The sequence below is a fragment of the Psychrobacter sp. 1Y4 genome, assembly GCF_051847555.1.
The window spans coordinates 171,512-191,453 of the sequence record NZ_JBPYDE010000001.1 but is presented as its reverse complement, the minus strand read 5'-3'; the positions used below and the strand labels follow the sequence as shown (position 1 = coordinate 191,453).

Here is a 19,942-nt window from a genome sequence, read left to right as displayed (position 1 = left end):
ATGAGCCAAGCCATTTACTATATTAATCAAAACGGTATAACACTTAGTGATAGCATTCCTGAGCAGGCTATCGATATCCCAATCGGTAAGGTTTTTGATAAAGAAACACTTTTAACAAGTTTAGCCGAAGCGTGCGATTTCCCCAGCTACTTTGCCCATAACTGGGACAGTGCGTGGGATTGTTTGACAGACAGTAAATTTGCATATCTAGCGCTTAATTTGGCTGCGGTAGAGAACATAAACACTGAGGACTTTAACGTTTTTAAAGGCATTATTGAAGATGCCTATAAGGACTTCGGCAAGCCGCAACTTTGGGTGACTATGCCGACAAAAGACAAGGATTAGTCGCTAATTATCACGAGACCTAAATTTGGGATAAATATAATTTTGTCCCAAATTTGGGTTAATTTATATTTAGAGAAAGGATTGAAGTATGGAGATTACTTTAAATGGCTATTACACCTTGATACTAGCCACTTTAGTACTACTGCTAGGGCGTTTTTTGGTTAAAAATATTAAATTTTTAGAAAACTTTAATATTCCAGAACCAGTTGCAGGTGGTTTGGTCGCTGCAGTCGTTGTTTATATATTAAATATATTTTGGGGATTTAGCTTTAACTTTCACCAAGGATTGCAAACGGCGACCATGCTGATGTTCTTTGCCTCTATCGGTCTGAGTGCTGATTTTAGTAAGCTCAAAGCAGGTGGTACGCCATTATTAGTTTTCACCATTGTGGTTTCCGTTTTTATTATCTTGCAGGATATCGTTGGTGTCGCGATGGCAAGTGCTCTTGGACTTGACCCTTTACTTGGGTTGGTCACAGGTTCTATCGCGCTTACTGGTGGACATGGTACAGCAGGCGCCTGGGGCATTACTTTAGAGGAGCAATATGGCGTAGTCGGTGCAACGACTCTAGGTATCGCTGTTGCAACTTATGGTCTAGTCGCAGGCGGCGTAGTCGGTGGGCCTGTAGCTCGTCGGTTGATTCAAAGGCTTGGTATAGAGCCAACTCCCTACAATCAAAGTCCAAGTGATATCGAAAAGGTAACAGGCGCGCAGTCACTATATAGTACCAAGCACGACGAAGACGACATTTTAAATGATAAAGAAATCTTTGAAAGACCTGACCACATTCGTCTTATTACTGCGTCCTCTACTATCGAAACTTTGGCATTGTTCGCCGGTGCACTGGCGTTTGCAGAAACCATGACATTGGTTGCAGCCGATACTTGGTTTGAGTTGCCTACCTTCGTCTGGGCGCTGGCAGGCGGTGTGATTATTCGTAACGTACTGACGATATTTTTTAACTTCGAGATGTTTGACCGTGCCATTGATGTATTAGGTAACGCCTCTTTAAGCCTGTTTTTGGCCATGGCATTGTTGTCACTAAAACTATGGCAGCTGACTGATTTGGCAGGACCTGTACTGATTATCTTAATTGTACAAACGGTGATTATGATTATCTATGTGTACCTAGTAACCTTTAAGGTAATGGGCAAAAACTACGATGCTGCTGTCTTGTCAGCAGGACATTGTGGTTTTGGTATGGGAGCAACGCCGACTGCGATTGCAAATATGCAGGCGGTCACCGATCGCTACCTGCCTTCGTATAAGGCGTTCTTAATTGTGCCAATGGTTGGTGCATTCTTTGTCGATATTGTCAACGCTACGGTATTGCAAATATTCGTTAATTTGCCGTTTATGTAAAAACAAGACTTTTTAGACCAGTCTTAGTAATAATTAAAGCCCCAACTACACTTTGGTTAGTTGGGGTTTTTAGTTAGCGTGTTTACTGATCACATAGTTTAAAGAACAAACCTTACGTTTTTGTTACGCAACTTATAATGACACCAAAACCATTAGCCGTTATCAATGTTGTATAAAAATATTGAGGTAAATTATGTTAGTGTTTGCAGTAATCATTGTTGTATCAGGCGCCCTTATCGTCGGGGCGCTTTGGGGTTTGTATGGACGACTACCTAGCTGGCTTGAAGGCAACTTGTTGGCGGTCGCAGGCGGCGCACTGACGATATCAGTGGTCATCGAGCTATTACAACCAGCTGTGACTGATAGCGGAATTTGGATCACAGCGGCTTTCACTTTATTAGGCGCCATCGTATTTGCAGGTGTTGACTACCTGATTGATGAAAAACTCAACTCAGACGGCGGTGGTGGACTATTGGCTGCTATCACACTTGACGGGGTGCCTGAAAATTTGGCGCTAGGCGTATCACTTCTAAGCGGTAACGTAATGCAAGTCGCTGCATTAGCAGGTTCTATCTTGTTGTCCAACCTTCCAGAAGCGGCCGGCGGTGCCAAAGAGATGCGCAAAAATGGCAAAAGTAACAAGAAAGTGCTCATGCTCTGGATCGGTGCTGCTGTTTTGTTATCGCTTGCTGCTATCTTAGGTAAGGTGCTGCTCAAGGGCGTTGATGAAGAGATTATTAGTGCTATCGATTGTTTCGCTGCTGGAGCTGTTATTGCTTCTCTAGCGACTGAGGTGTTTCCAACTGCTTTTAAACGCGGCAACCACTGGGCGGGTATCAGTGCGAGTGTTGGCCTGATATTGGCGTTGGCCTTAAATCAGCTTGGTGGTTGATGTGTTTGGCATGGCTGATACGTTGGCTGCCTAATCTCCGTGTACTATAATTCTGAATACTATGACCAAACCATCAATGTTCCAAAATCACGACTGGAAATTTAGCTATAACAAGGCTGTCAGTTACTCATAACCTTAAGCATAAAAAGACAGACTTTTTTATAACAAGAAAAAACCGCTCAGCCTAAGCTGAGCGGTTTTTTTTATCCAACGACTAATAAGCGCTGGCTAAATTAAGAGAACTGGCTTACTGGTTTTTTTCGTAAACTGGTAGCTCTTTACAGATGGCTTCTACTTTGTCACGTACATCAGCCAAGACTTTTTCATCACCGCGGCTATCTAGAACATCACAAATCCAGCCAGCCAAATCACTAGCTTGCGCTTCGTTAAAACCACGTGTAGTAATCGCTGGCGTACCGATACGGATACCAGAGGTGACAAACGGAGATTTTGGATCATTTGGTACAGCGTTTTTATTGACAGTGATATGCGCATCGCCAAGCCATTTATCCGCTTCTTTACCCGTCATTTCTTGCTTAACCAAGCTAATCAGCATTAGATGGTTTTCAGTACCACCAGAGATGATTTCATAACCACGCTCTTGGATAACTTTAGCCATCGCTTGGGCGTTTTTGACGACTTGCTGCTGATAGGTTTTGAAGTTGTCTTCTAGCGCCTCTTTAAAGCAAATCGCTTTGCCCGCGATTACATGCATCAATGGACCACCTTGGTTGCCTGGGAATACCGCAGAATTGAGCTTTTTCGCCAGCTTCTCATCGCGAGCCAAGATCATACCTGAACGCGGGCCACGTAAGGTTTTGTGCGTTGTCGTAGTGACTACATCAGCAAATGGTACTGGGCTTGGGTAAACGCCACCAGCGATAAGACCAGCCACGTGTGCCATATCTACTAGTAAATACGCGCCTACTTCGTCGGCGATTTCACGGAAACGTGCCCAATCTACAACCTGTGAGTATGCTGAAAAACCAGCAATAATCATTTTAGGCTTATGCTCTTTTGCCAAACGCTCAACTTCATCATAATCGATAAGGCCAGTGCCCTCGACCAAGCCGTACTGTACGGCGTTGTAGTTAAGGCCTGAAAAGTTAATATGCGCGCCATGAGTTAAGTGACCACCCGCGTCTAGGCTCATGCCTAGTACCGTGTCGTTAGGCTCAAGCAATGCTAAAAAGACGGCTGAGTTTGCTTGGCTGCCTGAATGCGGCTGTACGTTGACATATTCAGCACCGAACAACTCTTTTGCACGATCAATAGCCAATTGCTCAACGACATCAACGTGTTCACAACCACCGTAATAACGCTTGCCTGGATAGCCTTCAGCATATTTATTGGTAAGGTCTGTACCTTGCGCTTCCATCACAGCTTGCGAACAGTAGTTTTCTGAAGCAATAAGCTCGATATGGTTTTCTTGACGTACACTTTCAGCTTCCATGGCTTTTGAAAGTTCTGGATCAAAATCCTTGATAGATATATCTTTAAACATATAAATGTCCTATATATTGACTATTATTAGAAAGGCGTTGTTAGAAAGAAGAAGCCTAGAGACGGCATCTCGGTAACAGCAATAGTTTTGATGTACTTCTGCACTTAGTGTATCGCTATGGGCAAGTGTAACATGAAATTTTATGTTATGAACGCAAAAAACCCTTACCTTAAGCTAAGCGAATTAGATGGTTTTATAGCGTGAATAAATGGCCAATAAAATAAGCGTTTTTCTTATCTTAATACATGCCAACACATGTTAAATACGTCATATCTAGCAATGTTTATCTAGCAAACCTACGATTATTAAAAACCCTCAAGCATCACTAGACAAAAATGCTGATAAAAAGGTTTCACTAATAAGTAGTTTACGTCTATACCAGTCATAACACGTTTGACGTTGCCACCCATCGTCAGTTAAGCAAATAGAGCGCTTATTAGGTAAAGTACGGCTGCGTTTAAATAAGACATAGCCGATAGGAATACCTTTTAATTGCTGCAGACGACGCGCACCTCCCTTTAGACTTGCTAAAGGAAAGACACTCTGCGCCTGTACCCAAGGCTTATCATCATTACCATACAACCGAACTTCGCGTACCCACGCTAGTATTGGACGATTAAGTGCGGAGCTATGCAGACCTAGTTGCCGCTTTTGGTTTAACGTAAGCTGACGATAACCTTCAAAGCTACGCTCTACGCGTAATGGCTGCCCTGCCTTTTCTTCTAGCATTGCAGTCAATGAACCTTCGGCATTGAGCCATGGTAATAGCTCAATGGGCGGTGGCAAAGTATTGAAATAATCAAAGGAGTAACTGGGCATAAGTGACTAAATGTGAGAAGTTAGAAAAGAAAAGCTAATATTACTCATAACTCTCAAACCTTATCAATCATGATCAGTAAACTCTGGCATGTTATCAATATTAAACGGTAATGCATCGTGCGCTTGCTGGCGATATCGCGCCATTTGTAGTCGATCTTTTGCGCAAAAGTCAGCAATCGCTGGTGCAAAACGTGGATCATAAATACGGTGCAATGAGTGTGTTTTAGTTGGAATAAATCCTCTTATGAGTTTGTGCTCACCTTGAGTACCGGGATCAAAATGCGTCAAACCTTGCTCAATGGCAAACTCAATGCCTTGATAATAGCACAGCTCAAAATGCAAACTATCATACTCACCAAGCGCACCCCAATAGCGCCCATATAAAGTCGCATTGTCGCTATGGGGTTTGTCGTATAAAAACAAGCTACTGGCAATAATCTCATCATTAGTATCGTAAGCTTGTACTAACAACAGACACTCAGGCATCTGTTTTGCTAATGCCATAAAAAACGCTTCTTTTAAATATGGCTGCTGTCCGCGGACGGCATAGGTCATTACGTAACAATGATAAAATGCCTTCCAATCCGCCTCAGTAATCTCATCTCCGCATTTACGAACGCAACGAATCCCCTGGGCAATCACTTTTCTACGCTCAGCACGAATATTTTTACGTTTTCTAGCCGTCAATGTCGTTAAGAACGTATCAAAGTCTGTAAACGGCTTGCCATCTTGCAGTAAATCCTTATTTTGCCATAAGAACTGACAGCCTTGGCGCTCAAGGATAGGATTATTTGCAGTAAGCGCCTCTATTTCAGTATGGGTTATTTGTGCCGGATCACTCACATTATGAGCAGGCATTGCTGACATTGCCAGCTTGGCCAATTCTGGCGTTACAAACAGTCCATGCCAACTTGACGCTCCTACTTGCTGGGCAATGTCGTCTACTCCTGCCATAATCATTTTTACGATATTGGTATCAAGCGTTTCGCCAGCCGCCAACCATAAGCGCTGCCCAGTAATTGGGGTATAAGGAGAGCTTGTCACTAGGCGCGGATAATAGTCAAGACCATATTGCGCGTAAGCTTGCGCCCATGCATGATCAAACACAAACTCACCGCGATGATGATTTTTTACAAATACTGGCATGACGGCGACAGCTTGAGCGATATCTACTGGTTCTATGATAGTATCGATCGTAGCTTTGTGACCCACATCATCTGTACGATAAACCAAAACGAAAATAGGCAACCATCCTGCCTGCTCGCCAATGGCATGTGTATCTATCAATGCCTGCCAAAAGGCAAACGACATAAAAGGCGTATCAGGCAATTGCCAATCGATTTGACTCTGCCAGCTTGTGTCTTTGAGTAGTACATATTGTAAATTCATAATTCTCACATTGCATTTTCTTTATGGTTTAGCGTATCAAACGTCAACTATTTTGCTGTCACAATTTGCAAAATATCCCATTAAAGCAAACAATAATGTTCAAAAAATTGAGCTTTATGCTCAACCAATACAAAAAGTCATCTACAACGCTGCAGATGACTTTACTTATTATGTTGTATGATTATAGCCAAGCAAGGCGTTTGCTACATAAACCACAGATATTTACGTTATCGATTGGTTTTATAAATATACCAAAAAATTTGCCCCTAGATAATAGTTGCAAAAAACGTTAATTGCATGGAAAAGATGATATCAGTGTCGATGACTGGTAGAATAAAGCTGTTATTAGATTAATATAATTTAGATACATAGGATATGAGCAAAAACAGTACACTTAGTTCATTAAACAAGATTGACATTGAGCGAATTTATAGCGGATTAGCTATAATGTGCTGTCAATCAGTTACTTTTAAAAATGGTTTCTTTAGGGCAACCTTTTGAAATCTTATATTAACGCCTGTAAATGAATATGAGTAATAGAAAATTTTAAGCCGTTTCAACTTTTGGAACTGCATATAATGTACTGGTTATAGCCATATAGTTCGTTATCGCTTAGTAGCATTTAGCATTTAGCATTTAGCATTTAGCATTTAGCATTTAAAATAATACTAAGCCTTATTATTAACTACCGACTAAAGGATTACCCTACTAAAATGTCAAAAATTATTTATACAAAAACTGATGAAGCCCCAGCGCTAGCAACTCTGTCGTTCTTACCTATTGTTAAGGCTTTTACACAGACGGCAGGGATTGCTGTTGAGACCAGCGATATTTCTGTTGCTGCCCGAGTATTGGCTGAATTTCCTGAATACTTAAATGAAGAGCAACGCGTTCCTGACAATTTGGCTGAGCTTGGTCGCCTAACACAAGAACCTGATACCAATATTATCAAACTACCTAACATCAGTGCCTCTGTGCAACAGTTGAAAGCGGTAATCAAAGAGCTACAAAGCAAAGGCTACGCGATACCCAATTTTCCAGAAGATCCTCAAACGGATGAAGAAAAAGAGCTGCGTAAGCGTTTTGGTAAAGCGCTGGGTAGTGCAGTAAACCCTGTACTGCGTGAAGGTAACTCAGATCGCCGTGCACCAAAGGCTGTCAAAAACTATGCTCGCAAACATCCGCACTCTATGGGTGAATGGAAGCAATGGTCAAGCACGCACGTATCGCACATGCACGGCGGTGACTTTTATGATGGTGAGCAGTCTATAACATTAGATAAAGCTCGCACTGTCCGCATGGAATTGTCGCTCGATGACGGTACTAAAAAAGTCTTAAAACCTGAAATTGCGTTGCAAGACAAAGAAGTCATCGATTTGATGGTCATGAGTAAAGATGCACTGCTAGAGTTTTATGAGCGTGAAATGGAAGACTGCCGCGAAGCTGGTATTTTGTTCTCATTGCACGTAAAAGCCACCATGATGAAAGTTTCTCACCCTATCGTCTTTGGTCATGCAGTAAGAATCTACTATAAAGAAGCCTTTGAAAAACATGGCGCGTGTTTTGATGAGTTAGGCATCAACGTCAACAACGGCATGGCTGATCTATACGATAAAATTTCAGTATTACCAGCATCGAAGCGTGAAGAGATTGAGCAGGACTTACATGCCTGTCAAGAGCATCGCCCGCGTCTGGCCATGGTCGACTCTGCAAAAGGTATTACCAACTTCCATTCTCCAAGCGACATTATCGTAGATGCTTCTATGCCTGCTATGATTCGTAATGGCGGTAAAATGTGGGGCGCCGATGGCAAATTATACGATTGCAAAGCCGTTATGCCTGAGTCTACTTTTGCTCGTATCTATCAAGAAATGATTAATTTTTGCAAATGGCATGGTAATTTTGATCCAACGACGATGGGTACTGTCCCTAATGTCGGCCTTATGGCTCAAAAAGCTGAAGAGTATGGCTCGCATGATAAGACCTTTGAATCTAGCGATACAGGTATGGCACGTATTGTCGATATTGACACCGACGAAGTCTTGCTCGAAAAAGACGTCAAAAAGGGTGATATCTGGCGCATGTGTCAAACCAAAGACTTACCGATTCAAGACTGGGTGAAACTTGCTGTACGCCGCGCACGTGAATCAAATACGCCTGTTATCTTTTGGCTAGATCCATATCGTCCGCACGAAAACGAGCTCATCAAAAAGGTTAATATGTACTTAAAAGACCATGATACTGATGGCTTACATATTGAGATCATGTCACAGGTTCGTGCGATGCGTTATACCTTAGAGCGCGTGGCGCGTGGTCTGGATACTATTTCTGCGACTGGTAATATCTTACGTGATTATCTAACAGACTTATTCCCTATCTTAGAGTTGGGCACGAGCGCAAAAATGCTTTCAGTTGTACCTTTAATGAAGGGTGGCGGTCTGTTTGAAACGGGTGCCGGTGGTTCTGCTCCAAAGCACGTCGAGCAGCTGGTAGAAGAAAACCATCTACGTTGGGATTCGTTGGGAGAGTTTTTAGCCTTAACTGAGTCTTTGGAGCATTTGGCCAAAAACGATAACAATACCAAAGCACAGGTATTGGCAGATACGCTTGATAAAGCGACAGAAAAACTGCTATTGAATGACAAATCACCATCACGCAAAACAGGTGAGTTAGATAACCGTGGTAGTCACTTCTATCTGGCTATGTACTGGGCTGAAGAGCTTGCGGCACAAGAGCAAGACAGCGAGCTAAAAGAGAAATTCTCTAAATTTGCGCAAAGTCTTGAGAGTCAAGAAGACGCTATCGTTAAAGAGTTCAATGACGCTCAAGGTAAATCTGTAGATATCGATGGCTACTATTTTGCCGATGAAAAGTTGGCTGAGCAGGCGATGCGCCCTAGCACAACATTCAACGAAGCTATCAATTCGTTATAAGTACGTAATTGGTTAAAATAACAACACCCCAACGGTCTAAGATCGTTGGGGTGTTTTTTTCGGTTTAAGAAATTAGTGAAACAAAGAATCACTATGTAGCGTTATAAGCAACGCAGGTTTAAAGCTGACGTTCCATGAACTTTTAAGCGCTCATATGCTTGATGACTGCTGCACCGAACTCCGAGGTACTAAGTAAGGTAGCCTTTGGCATCAAGCGCTCAAAATCATAAGTCACTGTCTTATTAGCAATCGCACCTTTTATACCTTCAATAATCAGGTCTGCTGCTTCAACCCAGCCCATATCACGTAACATCATCTCAGCTGACAGTATTAACGACCCTGGATTTACTTTGTTTTGACCTGCATACTTTGGCGCAGTACCATGAGTGGCCTCATAAACAGAAACAGCGCCGCCTTTATTCGCGCCTGGTGCGATACCAATACCGCCAACTTCTGCTGCCAGTGCATCAGAGATATAGTCCCCGTTTAAGTTTAGTGTTGCCACCACTGAGTAATCTGCAGGACGCATTAGTATTTGCTGTAAGAATGCATCGGCGATGACGTCTTTAATGACAATCTCATTACCTGTTTTGGGATTCTTCATTGTCATCCAAGGACCGCCATCTAACAACTCGGCGCCAAAACGCTCCGCAGCTAACTCATAGCCCCACTCTTTAAATGCACCTTCGGTAAACTTCATAATGTTGCCTTTATGCACTAAGGTTACATTTGGCAAGTCATTATCGATAGCATGCTGGATGGCTTTGCGCACTAGGCGCTGTGTGCCTTCTTTTGATACAGGCTTGATACCGATACCGCAGTCTTCAGGGAAGCGTATTTTATCGACACCCATCTCATTTTGTAAGAAGTCGATGACCTTTTTGGCATCTTCACTACCCGCTTTCCATTCAATACCAGCGTAGATATCTTCTGAGTTTTCACGGAAGATGACCATATTGGTCAATTCAGGATGTTGGACTGGACTTGGGACACCCTCAAACCAACGTACTGGACGCTGACAGACATATAAGTCAAGCTCTTGACGTACTGCAACATTTAATGAACGAAAACCGCCGCCAACTGGTGTGGTTAATGGACCTTTGATACTGATGACATAGTCTTTTAAGACATCTAATGTCTCGCTTGGCAAGTAGTCACCTTCGTAGATTTTGGCAGCTTTTTCACCAAGGTAGGCCTCCATCCAGATGATTGATTTTTTGCCATGGTAGGCTTTGTCTACAGCAGCATTGACCACCTTTATCATGACAGGCGTGATATCTATACCGATACCATCACCTTCAACGAATGGAATAATGGGATTATTAGGAACGTTTAACGACAAATCAGCGTTGACTGTCACTTTTTCTCCGTCTCTTGGTACGATAACCTTGTTATAAGACATAAATAAAATTCCTTGATTATGTGTTAGGGTTCTCAGGCCCATTGATCACTTTGTTATGTGACAAATATTTGCTATAAATATTTCAATTACTAGCACTACAAACACCTTTATCCAATCATGGTTTTGTAATTGAGATTAGCTAACATGATGTTTGTTTAGTATGCTATTGACTCAATATTCCTTTCGTTTTGTCTGACTATGTTGAACGCTTATCAACTGGTATATTTATAATATGATGGCTGTTCATGCTTAGTACATACTTAGTATAAGTAAAGAATAGTGCCTATTTTAACATCTATTCTCAAACGGTTTGGTTTCAAAATGTCAGACGATAATAGGTAGCGCAGTCTTCCTTTGTATCACATAAAATCTTTTCTTTTTTGTTTGGATATATTTGCCTTATGTCAACCTCAAGCCTTGTTTTATTTAACAAACCTTACGGAGTACAAAGTCAGTTTCGTGACGATAGTAACAATGACCATACTACGTTATCTGAATACTTCACTGACAAGTCTTTGAGAGTGGCTGGTCGATTGGACGCGACTTCAGAAGGCTTACTTATTTTGACAAGTGATGGACGGATAAACAAAGCCATCACGCATCCACCAAAGGCCAATGATGGGCACAAACAAGGTAAAACTTACTTGGTACAAGTTGAGGGTATCCCAACTCCTGAGCAACTACGTCAGCTTGTAACAGGTGTTGTTTTAAAAGACGGTAAGACGCTGCCTGCTAAAGTCAAACATCTAAACGAAGACGAATTACCGATGCCTCTTTGGGCACGTAACCCGCCTATTCGCGAGCGTAAAAGCGTCCCTGACTCCTGGCTAATGCTGACCATTTACGAAGGGAAAAACCGTCAAGTACGTCGTATGACAGCGCATGTTGGCCTGCCTTGCTTGCGCTTAATCAGATGGTCAGTGGCTGGGTTTGAATTGGGCGATCTAGGTGTTGGTGAGTTTGTACGTATTCACTTAAGTAAAGAGCGCTGTCAGCAGTTAGGTATCATAAAGTAATAGAACACAGGTTGTAGCAAATTTGCTGCTGACATTTAAAACGTTAGCGACTCGAATTAGCAAGACTAATCTGCTAATATCCATTATTTGTTGTGTTTTAGCCAAATGGTTTGTCAATTTATTTATTCATTCATTTGACTGACTAGCGGCTTATTTATGTTAAGGACATATCATGGCTTCTTATCGTTATCCTCTTCCTGCTATAGCTATTAGTGTTACAACGCTACTTGTGCTTAGTGCTTGCCAGCCAATCACTGAAAACTCAGAAAGTACAGTCCTTCAAAACGATGAGACAACGACCATAGAAGAGGTTGTAGCACCTTCAACTCAAGCAACTGAACAAGCAACCAAGGTAGATGAAACGATTGATGGGCATGCAGGTCATCATATGCCAGATGCAGCTATGAGCGCTGATGATGTACAAATGAGCGATATGCTCAAAGATTACAGTAAGTCGATGGCAAGAATGCATGATGAGATGATGATCGGGATGAATTATAATGATCCGGATACTGCATTTGCCAAAGGCATGCTTGGACACCATCGCGGTGCCTTAGATATGGCAAAAACTGAGCTTAAATACGGTACTGATGAGACTATGCGTAAGCTTGCGCAAGACATTATAGACTCACAGCAAGTTGAGATTGATACTATAAATAAGTGGCTTGCCAGTCATCCTGATGCCGCTAAACCCAAACCTGATACTCAAGCAATGCAGCAAGCCTATGCTAAGGGTATGGAAACTATGCATGGGGAGATGACACTTGGCATCGCAGACCCGATGCCTGATATGGCATTCGCTCGCGGGATGCTGCCACATCATATAGGTGCAGTAGATATGGCAATGGTGCAGATGAAGTATGGTAAAGATACAGAAATGCGTCAGCTTGCACAGCAGATCATTGATACACAGCAGCGTGAAATTGAGCTGATGCAAGATTGGATTGCTCTGCAAGAGATCGATAATAACGAGCTCAATCAATAGCCTTACTTTTGATAACGCTCTATGCCATCAAGCCACATTTGCCAAGCCGGAACAGTCTGTTGACGCGCTCCGTCTTGCTCTTGCGAGCTGTCTGTTTTAGCCAACCGTAAATTTATCTTATGTGGAAATGCTTGTTCCACTCTATCTTGACCTTGCATGATCACGTTAGGCAATACGGTGACACACATCAGCTCATCACGGCGGAATAGATGACAAGTAACTTTATGCTGAGCGTTACTTAAAGCTGTTAGTTGTTTACTATCAGCCTTGATACCATCGATAGCGATAATGACATCATGAGCTGATATTCCAGCCTTTGCTGCAGCGCTACTACGTTGTACCCGATTGATTTCTAGACCTGCTGGTGTCTCAGTGTAACGTATGCCCCAAGGTATCTTTTTATCGGCTGTTTCTTTGACACCATCATGAATGGTAATTCCATTGTCAGTAAGCAAGCGCTCAAGAGGCAACTCCTCCACCCCATTGACATAACGGCGCTCAAAGTCTTCCCAGTCTGCTATTGGCATAAACTGACCGATCACCGTACCCATATCAGCACTACTGATACCAATGCGCTTATTGTCCTTTTGCTTGGCCTGCTCATAAAACGCTTTCACCACATCGAATAGGCGGTAGCGACCAGCGCTTTTTTGCTGTAGCGTCAAGTCTAAGCAAAGAGCGACTAATGCGCCTTTGTTGTAATAACTGATCCCTGCATTGCCAGTATTTTCGTCGCTACGATAAAGCTTAATCCACGCATCAAAGCTTGATTCCGCGACACTTTGGTACGCTCGTCCATCTGTCTGATAGTAGCGATTAATTTGTTCAGCTAATAGTTTGAGATAACTTGCTTTATCAATTACCCCTGAGGCTTGCAGCATAAAATCATCAATGTAAGAGGTAAAACCTTCAAACACCCAAAGTAGCGGTGTGAATACTTCTTTGCGCAAATCAACCTCTAGCATCACATCTGGGCGTACGGTCTTGACCCACCACGAATGAAAGTACTCATGGCTACATAAACCCAAAAAGCGCTGATAGTCGCTACTTGGTATCTTAGGCTCATCAAAACTTGGTAAGTCACGGCGCGGGGTGATCAGGCTGGTAGAGTTGATATGCTCAAGGCCACCATAATCTTGACCACTGGCGTAAGTCATAAAGGTATAGTCATCAAACGGCGCATCACCCAGCCAATTGACATACGTCTGACAAATCTGCGTCACATCTTGCTGCAAGCGCCCCATGTTGGCGTTGTGTTTGCCAGAGATAAAAAATCGATGACTCAATGTCTGATGCATATCGTCTTGAACGATAAAGTTAAATGATGTTTGAGCGGCAATCTCAAAAGGATGATCTATCAGCTCATAGTAACTGTCTGCTAGTAAACTATAGCTATGCTTACCATGACCATCTTGCGCATCAACGTGTAGATGCGTGGCCTCAAGACCGCATGCCAGTGTGATATCACTATCATCATTAGTCGTCAGATTCTGCTCTGCTAAAAATGTGGCTGGTACGATAAGGCTTACCTGTACTGGTTTTCTCTCTTGTCCTTCTACAGCCAAGGCAAGCGACGTAAAATTTCCATACAAACGCTGCTGGTCGACATAGGCAGTACGCACTGATAAGTCATAACAATAAACTTCATAATGGACGCTTAGCAGCTGCCCAGCTTCAACCTGTGGTAGTTGCCATGTATTTTTATCAATCTTATTAGCACGTTGTTTGAAAGAGCTGGCACCACTATGTTCTTTACTTTCTTGATTCTCTATTCGGTAATAAACTGCCGTAATATTACGAGCAAACTCACGCATCAAATAGCTGCCTGGTATCCATGCTGGCAACCATAAGCGCGGTGATGCTGTATCTGCTATAAAGCTTAGCGTAACATCGACTAAATGCTCAAAAAAGCGGTCAAAATCGAGCTGATAGCTAATATCAGTAGTAAGTTTTGGTGCAGACTGATGATTTGATGAGCGGTTTTGTGATAAGGATAGAGTTGTCATATTAGATACTTATTATGGTGTTTAACGTTATGGTAGAAGCCTCAAGTGCAAAACGCAACCAATAAGCAATGAGTAATATGATCAATGCATCTTAAAATGAATACAGAGTGATTGAGACGGTGAATAAAACAATGACTGAGGTAAATTTTTTAACTCTTGTCTGGCAAAACGTAAAGTTAACGAGACAAAGTGGTATCAGTAGCGCATCAACACGCTTGCCCTGTGTTTATTTTAAGCTGACTGATATAGTAAAAATTGAATAAATTTCATGAATATTGGCATTTTTTATGTTTTTTGCCTTGAAAGTTATTATTACCATCTCAATTAAAGATGCTAACTGTTAAAGTTACTTTTATAAGTTTAAATAAACTGACGATAATTGACTAATGATATGGCTTTTGGCTTACTGATTGGCTTTTTTAGGTTTATTGCAACCGCATCTAATTTTTTACATAGATATATTTAGGATAATTTATGACTACTATCGCAAAAGACACTGCCGTCAAATTTAATTACACGCTAAAAGACGACGAAGGCAACATTCTTGACCAGTCACCAGAAGGTCAACCGCTTGCTTATTTGCATGGCCATAGCAACATTATTCCAGGCCTTGAGCAGCAGCTAGAAGGTAAATCTGCTGGCGAAAAAGTTAATGCAGTCGTTGAACCTGCTGATGGCTACGGCGAATACCAAGAGCAAGCAGTACAGCACGTGCCACGTGATAACTTTCAAGGTGTTGACGATATCCAGCCTGGTATGCAGTTTCAGTCAGAAGCTGGTGGCCAAGTTATGTTAGTGACGGTTACTGAAGTATCTGATGATCAAGTGACTGTTGATGCCAACCATCCACTAGCTGGCAAGCGTTTAACGTTTGATGTAGAAATTCAAGAAGTACGTGCAGCAACTGAAGACGAACTCAACCACGGCCATGTACATGGCGCAGGTGGCGTTGAGCACTAATCTATCATAAATGAGATAGAACGTTGAACAATGAGTAGTAAACATTACTTATTGTTTAAACCAAAAAAACCAGTAGCGATGTCTACTGGTTTTTTTTGGTCTAAACGATAAGAGTAGTTGTCTTTGAACATTATCGTAAAAAAGATGTTATGGATGTCTTGGAAATAAAACCATTCCCTTTCAAACGTAATAAAACCGCACAACGACAAGCGCTATGCGGTTTCTATCACCAACCATCCTTGTTTACGTTATGCTATACCCAATCCCAAGACATAGTATAACTGTTAGGCATCCAGCCTTATCATCCGTAATGAGCAATCCATCCCTGAAACAATTTATAAACAACCTACAAATACCAATCCCTAGTATTAAACATAGTATCGTCAAACTGTGCACTGGGTCTATAATCGCAGATTGCCCCTCGCTTAGTAAGAGGTTGAAACGACATTGTCTGTAAGCATATGCTTACAGACAATGTTCAAGGTATTTAAGGCTCTATTGTTGTTTGCAGTTTTTCTTTAGGACTGGGCGTCGCTTTTGGATCAGCGCTTAGCATTAAATAAGCCGCCTCGCTGATAAAAGCTTCGTCCTCTGGTAGCTGCGGACGTTCATCAACTTTCATTTTGCTGCGCTCTTCAAATTTTGCATCCATGGCTGCTTGATAAGTATCCCAATTGGCATATGGACTCTTACCTGTCGCTATTAAACGTTTATTCTCAGCTTGCAATGAGCGCTGCTCAATCAACTCCATCTTCGCTCGGCGACTATTTATATCCAAATCAATGGGCTTTTTTTCATCATCCATATCGCGTATGTCATTTAGAGTAGATAGATAAACAAACTGCGGATTTTGCTGTTGACGTATTTTCGATTGCTGGTTCAAGGTGGCAAGCGTGTCTGAAGCAAACTTACCTTCAGGCTTATATGCCGCTGTTTTGATAGTATCCCATGGTAGCGCTTTTTTCTGTGCGCGCTCACCAAAGGTAGCATCATCATATATATTTACCAACTCTACATCAGGTACAACCCCTTTATTCTGTGTACTACCCCCTGTAATACGATAAAACTTACGCTGAGTTAATGTTGCAGAACCCAGCGCTAGATTATCCAACTGAATCTGTGCAGAGCCTTTACCTGTCGTTGTGCTACCAACCACCAAACCTCGTCCATAGTCCTGAATAGCTGCCGCAAAAATCTCACTAGCAGAAGCTGAAGCTAAGTTTGTGAGCACCACTAACTTGCCATCATATAGCTGTTTGCCACCATCATCATCGCGATACACTTGAACATTGCCACGGTTATCACGTATTTGTACTAATGGCCCACCTTTGATAAATAACCCTAGCATCTTTGCTACTTCATCCAAAGAGCCGCCTGGATTGTTACGCAGATCCACCACCAGACCATCGATATTTTCTTTATTTAGGGCTTTGATTGCCTTTTCAGTATCAACACTGACACTACGATAATCTTCACCATTGCGCCGCGCACGATAGTTCAAATAAAAGCTTGGTATCTCAAGCACACCAATGCGTTTTGGCGTGTCATCAATGTTAGGACGTTGTACCTCTACGATACGGTGCGTGACTCCTGATTCTTCTTGCTCGATAATGTCACGTACGACTGTAATAGTACGAGCACTCGCCTCTGGTGTATTGGGCTGACGCACTTTTAGAGTCACTGAAGTCCCACGTTTACCGCGAATCAAACCGACAATCTCACGCGTTGACCAGCCGACCACATCGATCATGGTTTTGCCATCTTCAGCGATACCGATGATGAGATCGTTGGGTTTGATTTGACCCGTTTTGGCCGCAGGCCCACCATCGACTAAAGTGACGATACGTGTATAATCTGGGTTTTTACGATCTGGACGAATAGAGACCCCGATTCCTTCTAGCTGTAAGCTTGACTGAATCTGTAGCTCAGTCGCCTGAATAGGCGCATAATAGTTACTATGTGGATCGTAAGTGAGCATGGCAGTATTGAGTACTGTCTCCATAATCTCATCGTCTTTTAGACGTGACATCTGCCCTTGTTGGCGCGACAAACGATTTAATAAAATCTCACTTGGCGTACGCTGATCATCACGTACTAAATCTTGACCACGAGTAATGTCAGGGTTATCTAAAAATATCTGCTCTTTGCCTTTTTCACTTTCCTTACCTAAAGAGATACTTATTAACTGAAATTTTAACTGACGTGCCCAATAATCACGCTGTGCTTTTTTGGTTTTAAAATGTTCAAGCTTCTCTCGGTCAAGAATGATGGTCTCATCACTTGTCAAATCAAGATCCGTTTTGAGCATTCTTGTGGCCATATCGAAGTACTCATTTGAGCGTTTGCGATAACGCTCAAAAATATCGATACCAGCAGATAGATCACCGCGCTTGAGTCGATTGCCAAATTCGCTTGCATATTTCTTTTCGAATTCATCAACATCAGATTGCAAAAACAACGTATGATTTGGGTCTAGATTATCAATGTACATAGACAAAATTTCACTGCCCATTTCACTATCAAGTGGTTGGTTCAAATAATGACTGCGGTCTAATAGTGCCGCGACTTGCCTAGTTGTAATTTTTTGTTCAGGAGTTTGGACAAACCCTTCAGTACCAGTATCTGCTACTGCTGTACCATAGCTTTGTGTCAGAATAAGCCCAGCTACGCCAACTGACGCTGCGCTGAGTAACCACTGTGCTGGTTGTTTTTTCATTATGTGTACCTGGTTGTTTTAAGTGATAAAATGCCTAAAATGTGTCTTAAATTGTCCTATCAATATGTCTTAAACGGGTTTGTTACTATAGAATACTTTGCGTTCAATATTAGCATGGTCATTGGCTTACAACTGTCTCAAACTGTATAAACAATCTTACACGCTACGTCTTTACATACCAAACTTTCTATCGTCTTTATTGTACGTGCTATCATATTTATAGTAATGGTTTGATCAACGCCAGTTATACAACTTAAGTTGTGGTAATAATTCTATACTTAAATGGTAGCGATGATAAATATACTAACAGCTGTATCTGCTAAATTAACATAGGTCTGATAAGCGACAACTGGCATAATAGGTTGATAGAAAAAGGCAGTTTTCACCCATGCTGCTTTAATGATGTCATCATCAAACCAATAATATCAATAACCAGTCATTATCAAAACTCATAATATAAGTGCACAGCACTCTAAGGATCTTGCCATGTATGGTGTGTTAATGATCGATATCGGTAGCACCGCATTGACAAATGAAGACATCAGTTTACTAGAACAAGCCCAAGTTGGTGGCGTAATTTTGTTTGCACGTAACATCGTCGATGCCGCACAAGTACGCGCGCTATGTGACGATATTCGCTATCATAACCCTGATATTCTCATCGGTGTCGATCAAGAAGGGGGGCGCGTTGCTCGGTTACGTAATGGGTTTACACCAATACCCGCTATGGGTAAGCTTGGTGAGTTGTTTGATCATCATTCAACTGAGGCGCTAAGCTGCGCCTATGATTGTGGTTATTTGATGGCTGCTGAAGTATTAGCAGTGGGGGTTGACCTCAGTTTTGCACCAGTACTTGATAGAGATGGCATTAGTCAAGTAATCGGTGACCGTAGCTTTCATAAAGATCCGCAAGTGATCGTCGCTTTGGCCACACAGTTTATGCGTGGTATGAGAGCGGCTGGTATGGCAACCACAGGCAAGCATTTCCCTGGTCACGGCGCTATCGCTCCTGACTCTCATGTGGCAGAAGCCATTGATGATCGCAGCCTTGATGAAATACTAGCCACTGATATGCAGCCTTTTGCCCAGACATTACCATGGCTCGATGCACTGATGCCAGCGCATGTGATATTTTCGCAAGTAGATGATAAACCTGCAGGTTTTTCCAAGGTTTGGTTGCAAGACATCATTCGTGATCAGCTCAAATTCGATGGTGTTTTATTTTCTGATGATTTATGTATGGCAGGCGCACAAGCGGCTGGCGACATTAGCGACCGTGTACGTGCAGCCATCAAAGCCGGTTGTGATATTGCTCTAGTATGCAATGATCGCATTGCAGCTCATGAAGCGGCCAAGGTTGCTCAAGAACTGCCCTACCCTAACCAAAGCCGCCTCAAAACTATGTGTGGACAGGTACCGTCATGGCAAGGAGATTTAAAATCGACCTGCCAGCAGTTTGAATATTGGCAGCAAGCTAAGGAGAATGTTCTAAAGACGTTTTTTAATGCTCAATCTGATTTTTCGCTACCCCAAAGTGAATATAAGGAACTAGACCCAACTGACTACAGATAAATAGTTTTGGTAGTTAAGTAGTTTTTATCGTCTTTGAGGA

The 19,942-nt window shown here is 42.2% G+C and carries 14 protein-coding genes; 8 read left to right on the top strand and 6 right to left on the bottom strand.

Annotated elements, in window-relative coordinates; genetic code table 11:
* The 3 genes from ACS8FC_RS00820 to ACS8FC_RS00810 all read left to right on the top strand — a co-directional run bounded on the left by ACS8FC_RS00820 (position 1) and on the right by ACS8FC_RS00810 (position 2,600).
* On the top strand, positions 1–345 hold the full coding sequence (locus ACS8FC_RS00820) for a barstar family protein (protein ID WP_439295585.1): 345 nt from the start codon (positions 1–3) through the stop codon (positions 343–345).
* A gap of 88 nt (positions 346–433) precedes the next feature.
* Positions 434–1,708 (top strand): sodium/glutamate symporter, encoded by a 1,275-nt coding sequence (gene gltS, locus ACS8FC_RS00815; protein WP_439262821.1) that lies wholly within the window; start codon positions 434–436, stop codon positions 1,706–1,708.
* Between the two features lie 193 nt (positions 1,709–1,901).
* Positions 1,902–2,600 (top strand): ZIP family metal transporter, encoded by a 699-nt coding sequence (locus tag ACS8FC_RS00810; protein ID WP_439295584.1) that lies wholly within the window; start codon positions 1,902–1,904, stop codon positions 2,598–2,600.
* 247 nt (positions 2,601–2,847) lie between these two features.
* Here ACS8FC_RS00810 and glyA read toward each other — a convergent pair whose 3' ends face one another.
* The 3 genes from glyA to ACS8FC_RS00795 all read right to left on the bottom strand — a co-directional run bounded on the left by glyA (position 2,848) and on the right by ACS8FC_RS00795 (position 6,312).
* Positions 2,848–4,104, bottom strand: coding sequence for a serine hydroxymethyltransferase (glyA, locus tag ACS8FC_RS00805; RefSeq protein WP_439295583.1), 1,257 nt, complete (start codon positions 4,102–4,104; stop codon positions 2,848–2,850).
* 315 nt (positions 4,105–4,419) lie between these two features.
* Positions 4,420–4,923: a chorismate--pyruvate lyase family protein gene (locus ACS8FC_RS00800; RefSeq protein ID WP_439295582.1), complete on the bottom strand. Its 504-nt coding sequence runs from the start codon at positions 4,921–4,923 to the stop codon at positions 4,420–4,422.
* A gap of 63 nt (positions 4,924–4,986) precedes the next feature.
* A complete protein-coding gene (locus tag ACS8FC_RS00795) occupies positions 4,987–6,312 on the bottom strand; it encodes a GNAT family N-acetyltransferase (RefSeq protein ID WP_439295581.1) in 1,326 nt (441 codons plus the stop codon).
* A 713-nt stretch (positions 6,313–7,025) separates the two neighbouring features.
* Here ACS8FC_RS00795 and ACS8FC_RS00790 point away from each other — a divergent pair.
* Positions 7,026–9,245 carry an NADP-dependent isocitrate dehydrogenase gene (locus ACS8FC_RS00790; protein ID WP_439295580.1) on the top strand — a complete coding sequence of 740 codons (2,220 nt, stop codon included), beginning with the start codon at positions 7,026–7,028 and terminating at the stop codon, positions 9,243–9,245.
* Between the two features lie 142 nt (positions 9,246–9,387).
* Here the strand turns inward: ACS8FC_RS00790 and icd are convergent, their stop codons facing one another.
* Entirely contained in the window at positions 9,388–10,647 is a 1,260-nt protein-coding gene (icd, locus tag ACS8FC_RS00785; protein WP_439295579.1) for an NADP-dependent isocitrate dehydrogenase, read from the bottom strand.
* A 401-nt stretch (positions 10,648–11,048) separates the two neighbouring features.
* On the opposite strand from icd, the gene ACS8FC_RS00780 reads away from it, so the two are divergent.
* The gene (locus ACS8FC_RS00780) at positions 11,049–11,663 is read left to right on the top strand and encodes a pseudouridine synthase (protein WP_439295578.1); all 615 of its coding nucleotides are present in this window, start codon (positions 11,049–11,051) and stop codon (positions 11,661–11,663) included.
* A gap of 172 nt (positions 11,664–11,835) precedes the next feature.
* Positions 11,836–12,648, top strand: a complete 813-nt coding sequence (gene copM, locus ACS8FC_RS00775; RefSeq protein ID WP_439295577.1) for a CopM family metallochaperone — start codon at positions 11,836–11,838, stop codon at positions 12,646–12,648.
* A 2-nt stretch (positions 12,649–12,650) separates the two neighbouring features.
* Here the strand turns inward: copM and ACS8FC_RS00770 are convergent, their stop codons facing one another.
* Entirely contained in the window at positions 12,651–14,654 is a 2,004-nt protein-coding gene (locus ACS8FC_RS00770; protein ID WP_439295576.1) for a M61 family metallopeptidase, read from the bottom strand.
* 474 nt (positions 14,655–15,128) lie between these two features.
* Between ACS8FC_RS00770 and ACS8FC_RS00765 the strand changes: the two genes are divergently transcribed.
* Positions 15,129–15,614, top strand: a complete 486-nt coding sequence (locus ACS8FC_RS00765) for an FKBP-type peptidyl-prolyl cis-trans isomerase (RefSeq protein WP_299218235.1) — start codon at positions 15,129–15,131, stop codon at positions 15,612–15,614.
* 487 nt (positions 15,615–16,101) lie between these two features.
* Here the strand turns inward: ACS8FC_RS00765 and ACS8FC_RS00760 are convergent, their stop codons facing one another.
* Positions 16,102–18,330, bottom strand: a complete 2,229-nt coding sequence (locus ACS8FC_RS00760) for a carboxy terminal-processing peptidase (protein ID WP_439295575.1) — start codon at positions 18,328–18,330, stop codon at positions 16,102–16,104.
* Positions 18,331–18,816: 486 nt separating this feature from the next.
* On the opposite strand from ACS8FC_RS00760, the gene nagZ reads away from it, so the two are divergent.
* The gene (nagZ, locus tag ACS8FC_RS00755) at positions 18,817–19,902 is read left to right on the top strand and encodes a beta-N-acetylhexosaminidase (protein WP_439262843.1); all 1,086 of its coding nucleotides are present in this window, start codon (positions 18,817–18,819) and stop codon (positions 19,900–19,902) included.
* Positions 19,903–19,942 lie beyond the last annotated feature (40 nt).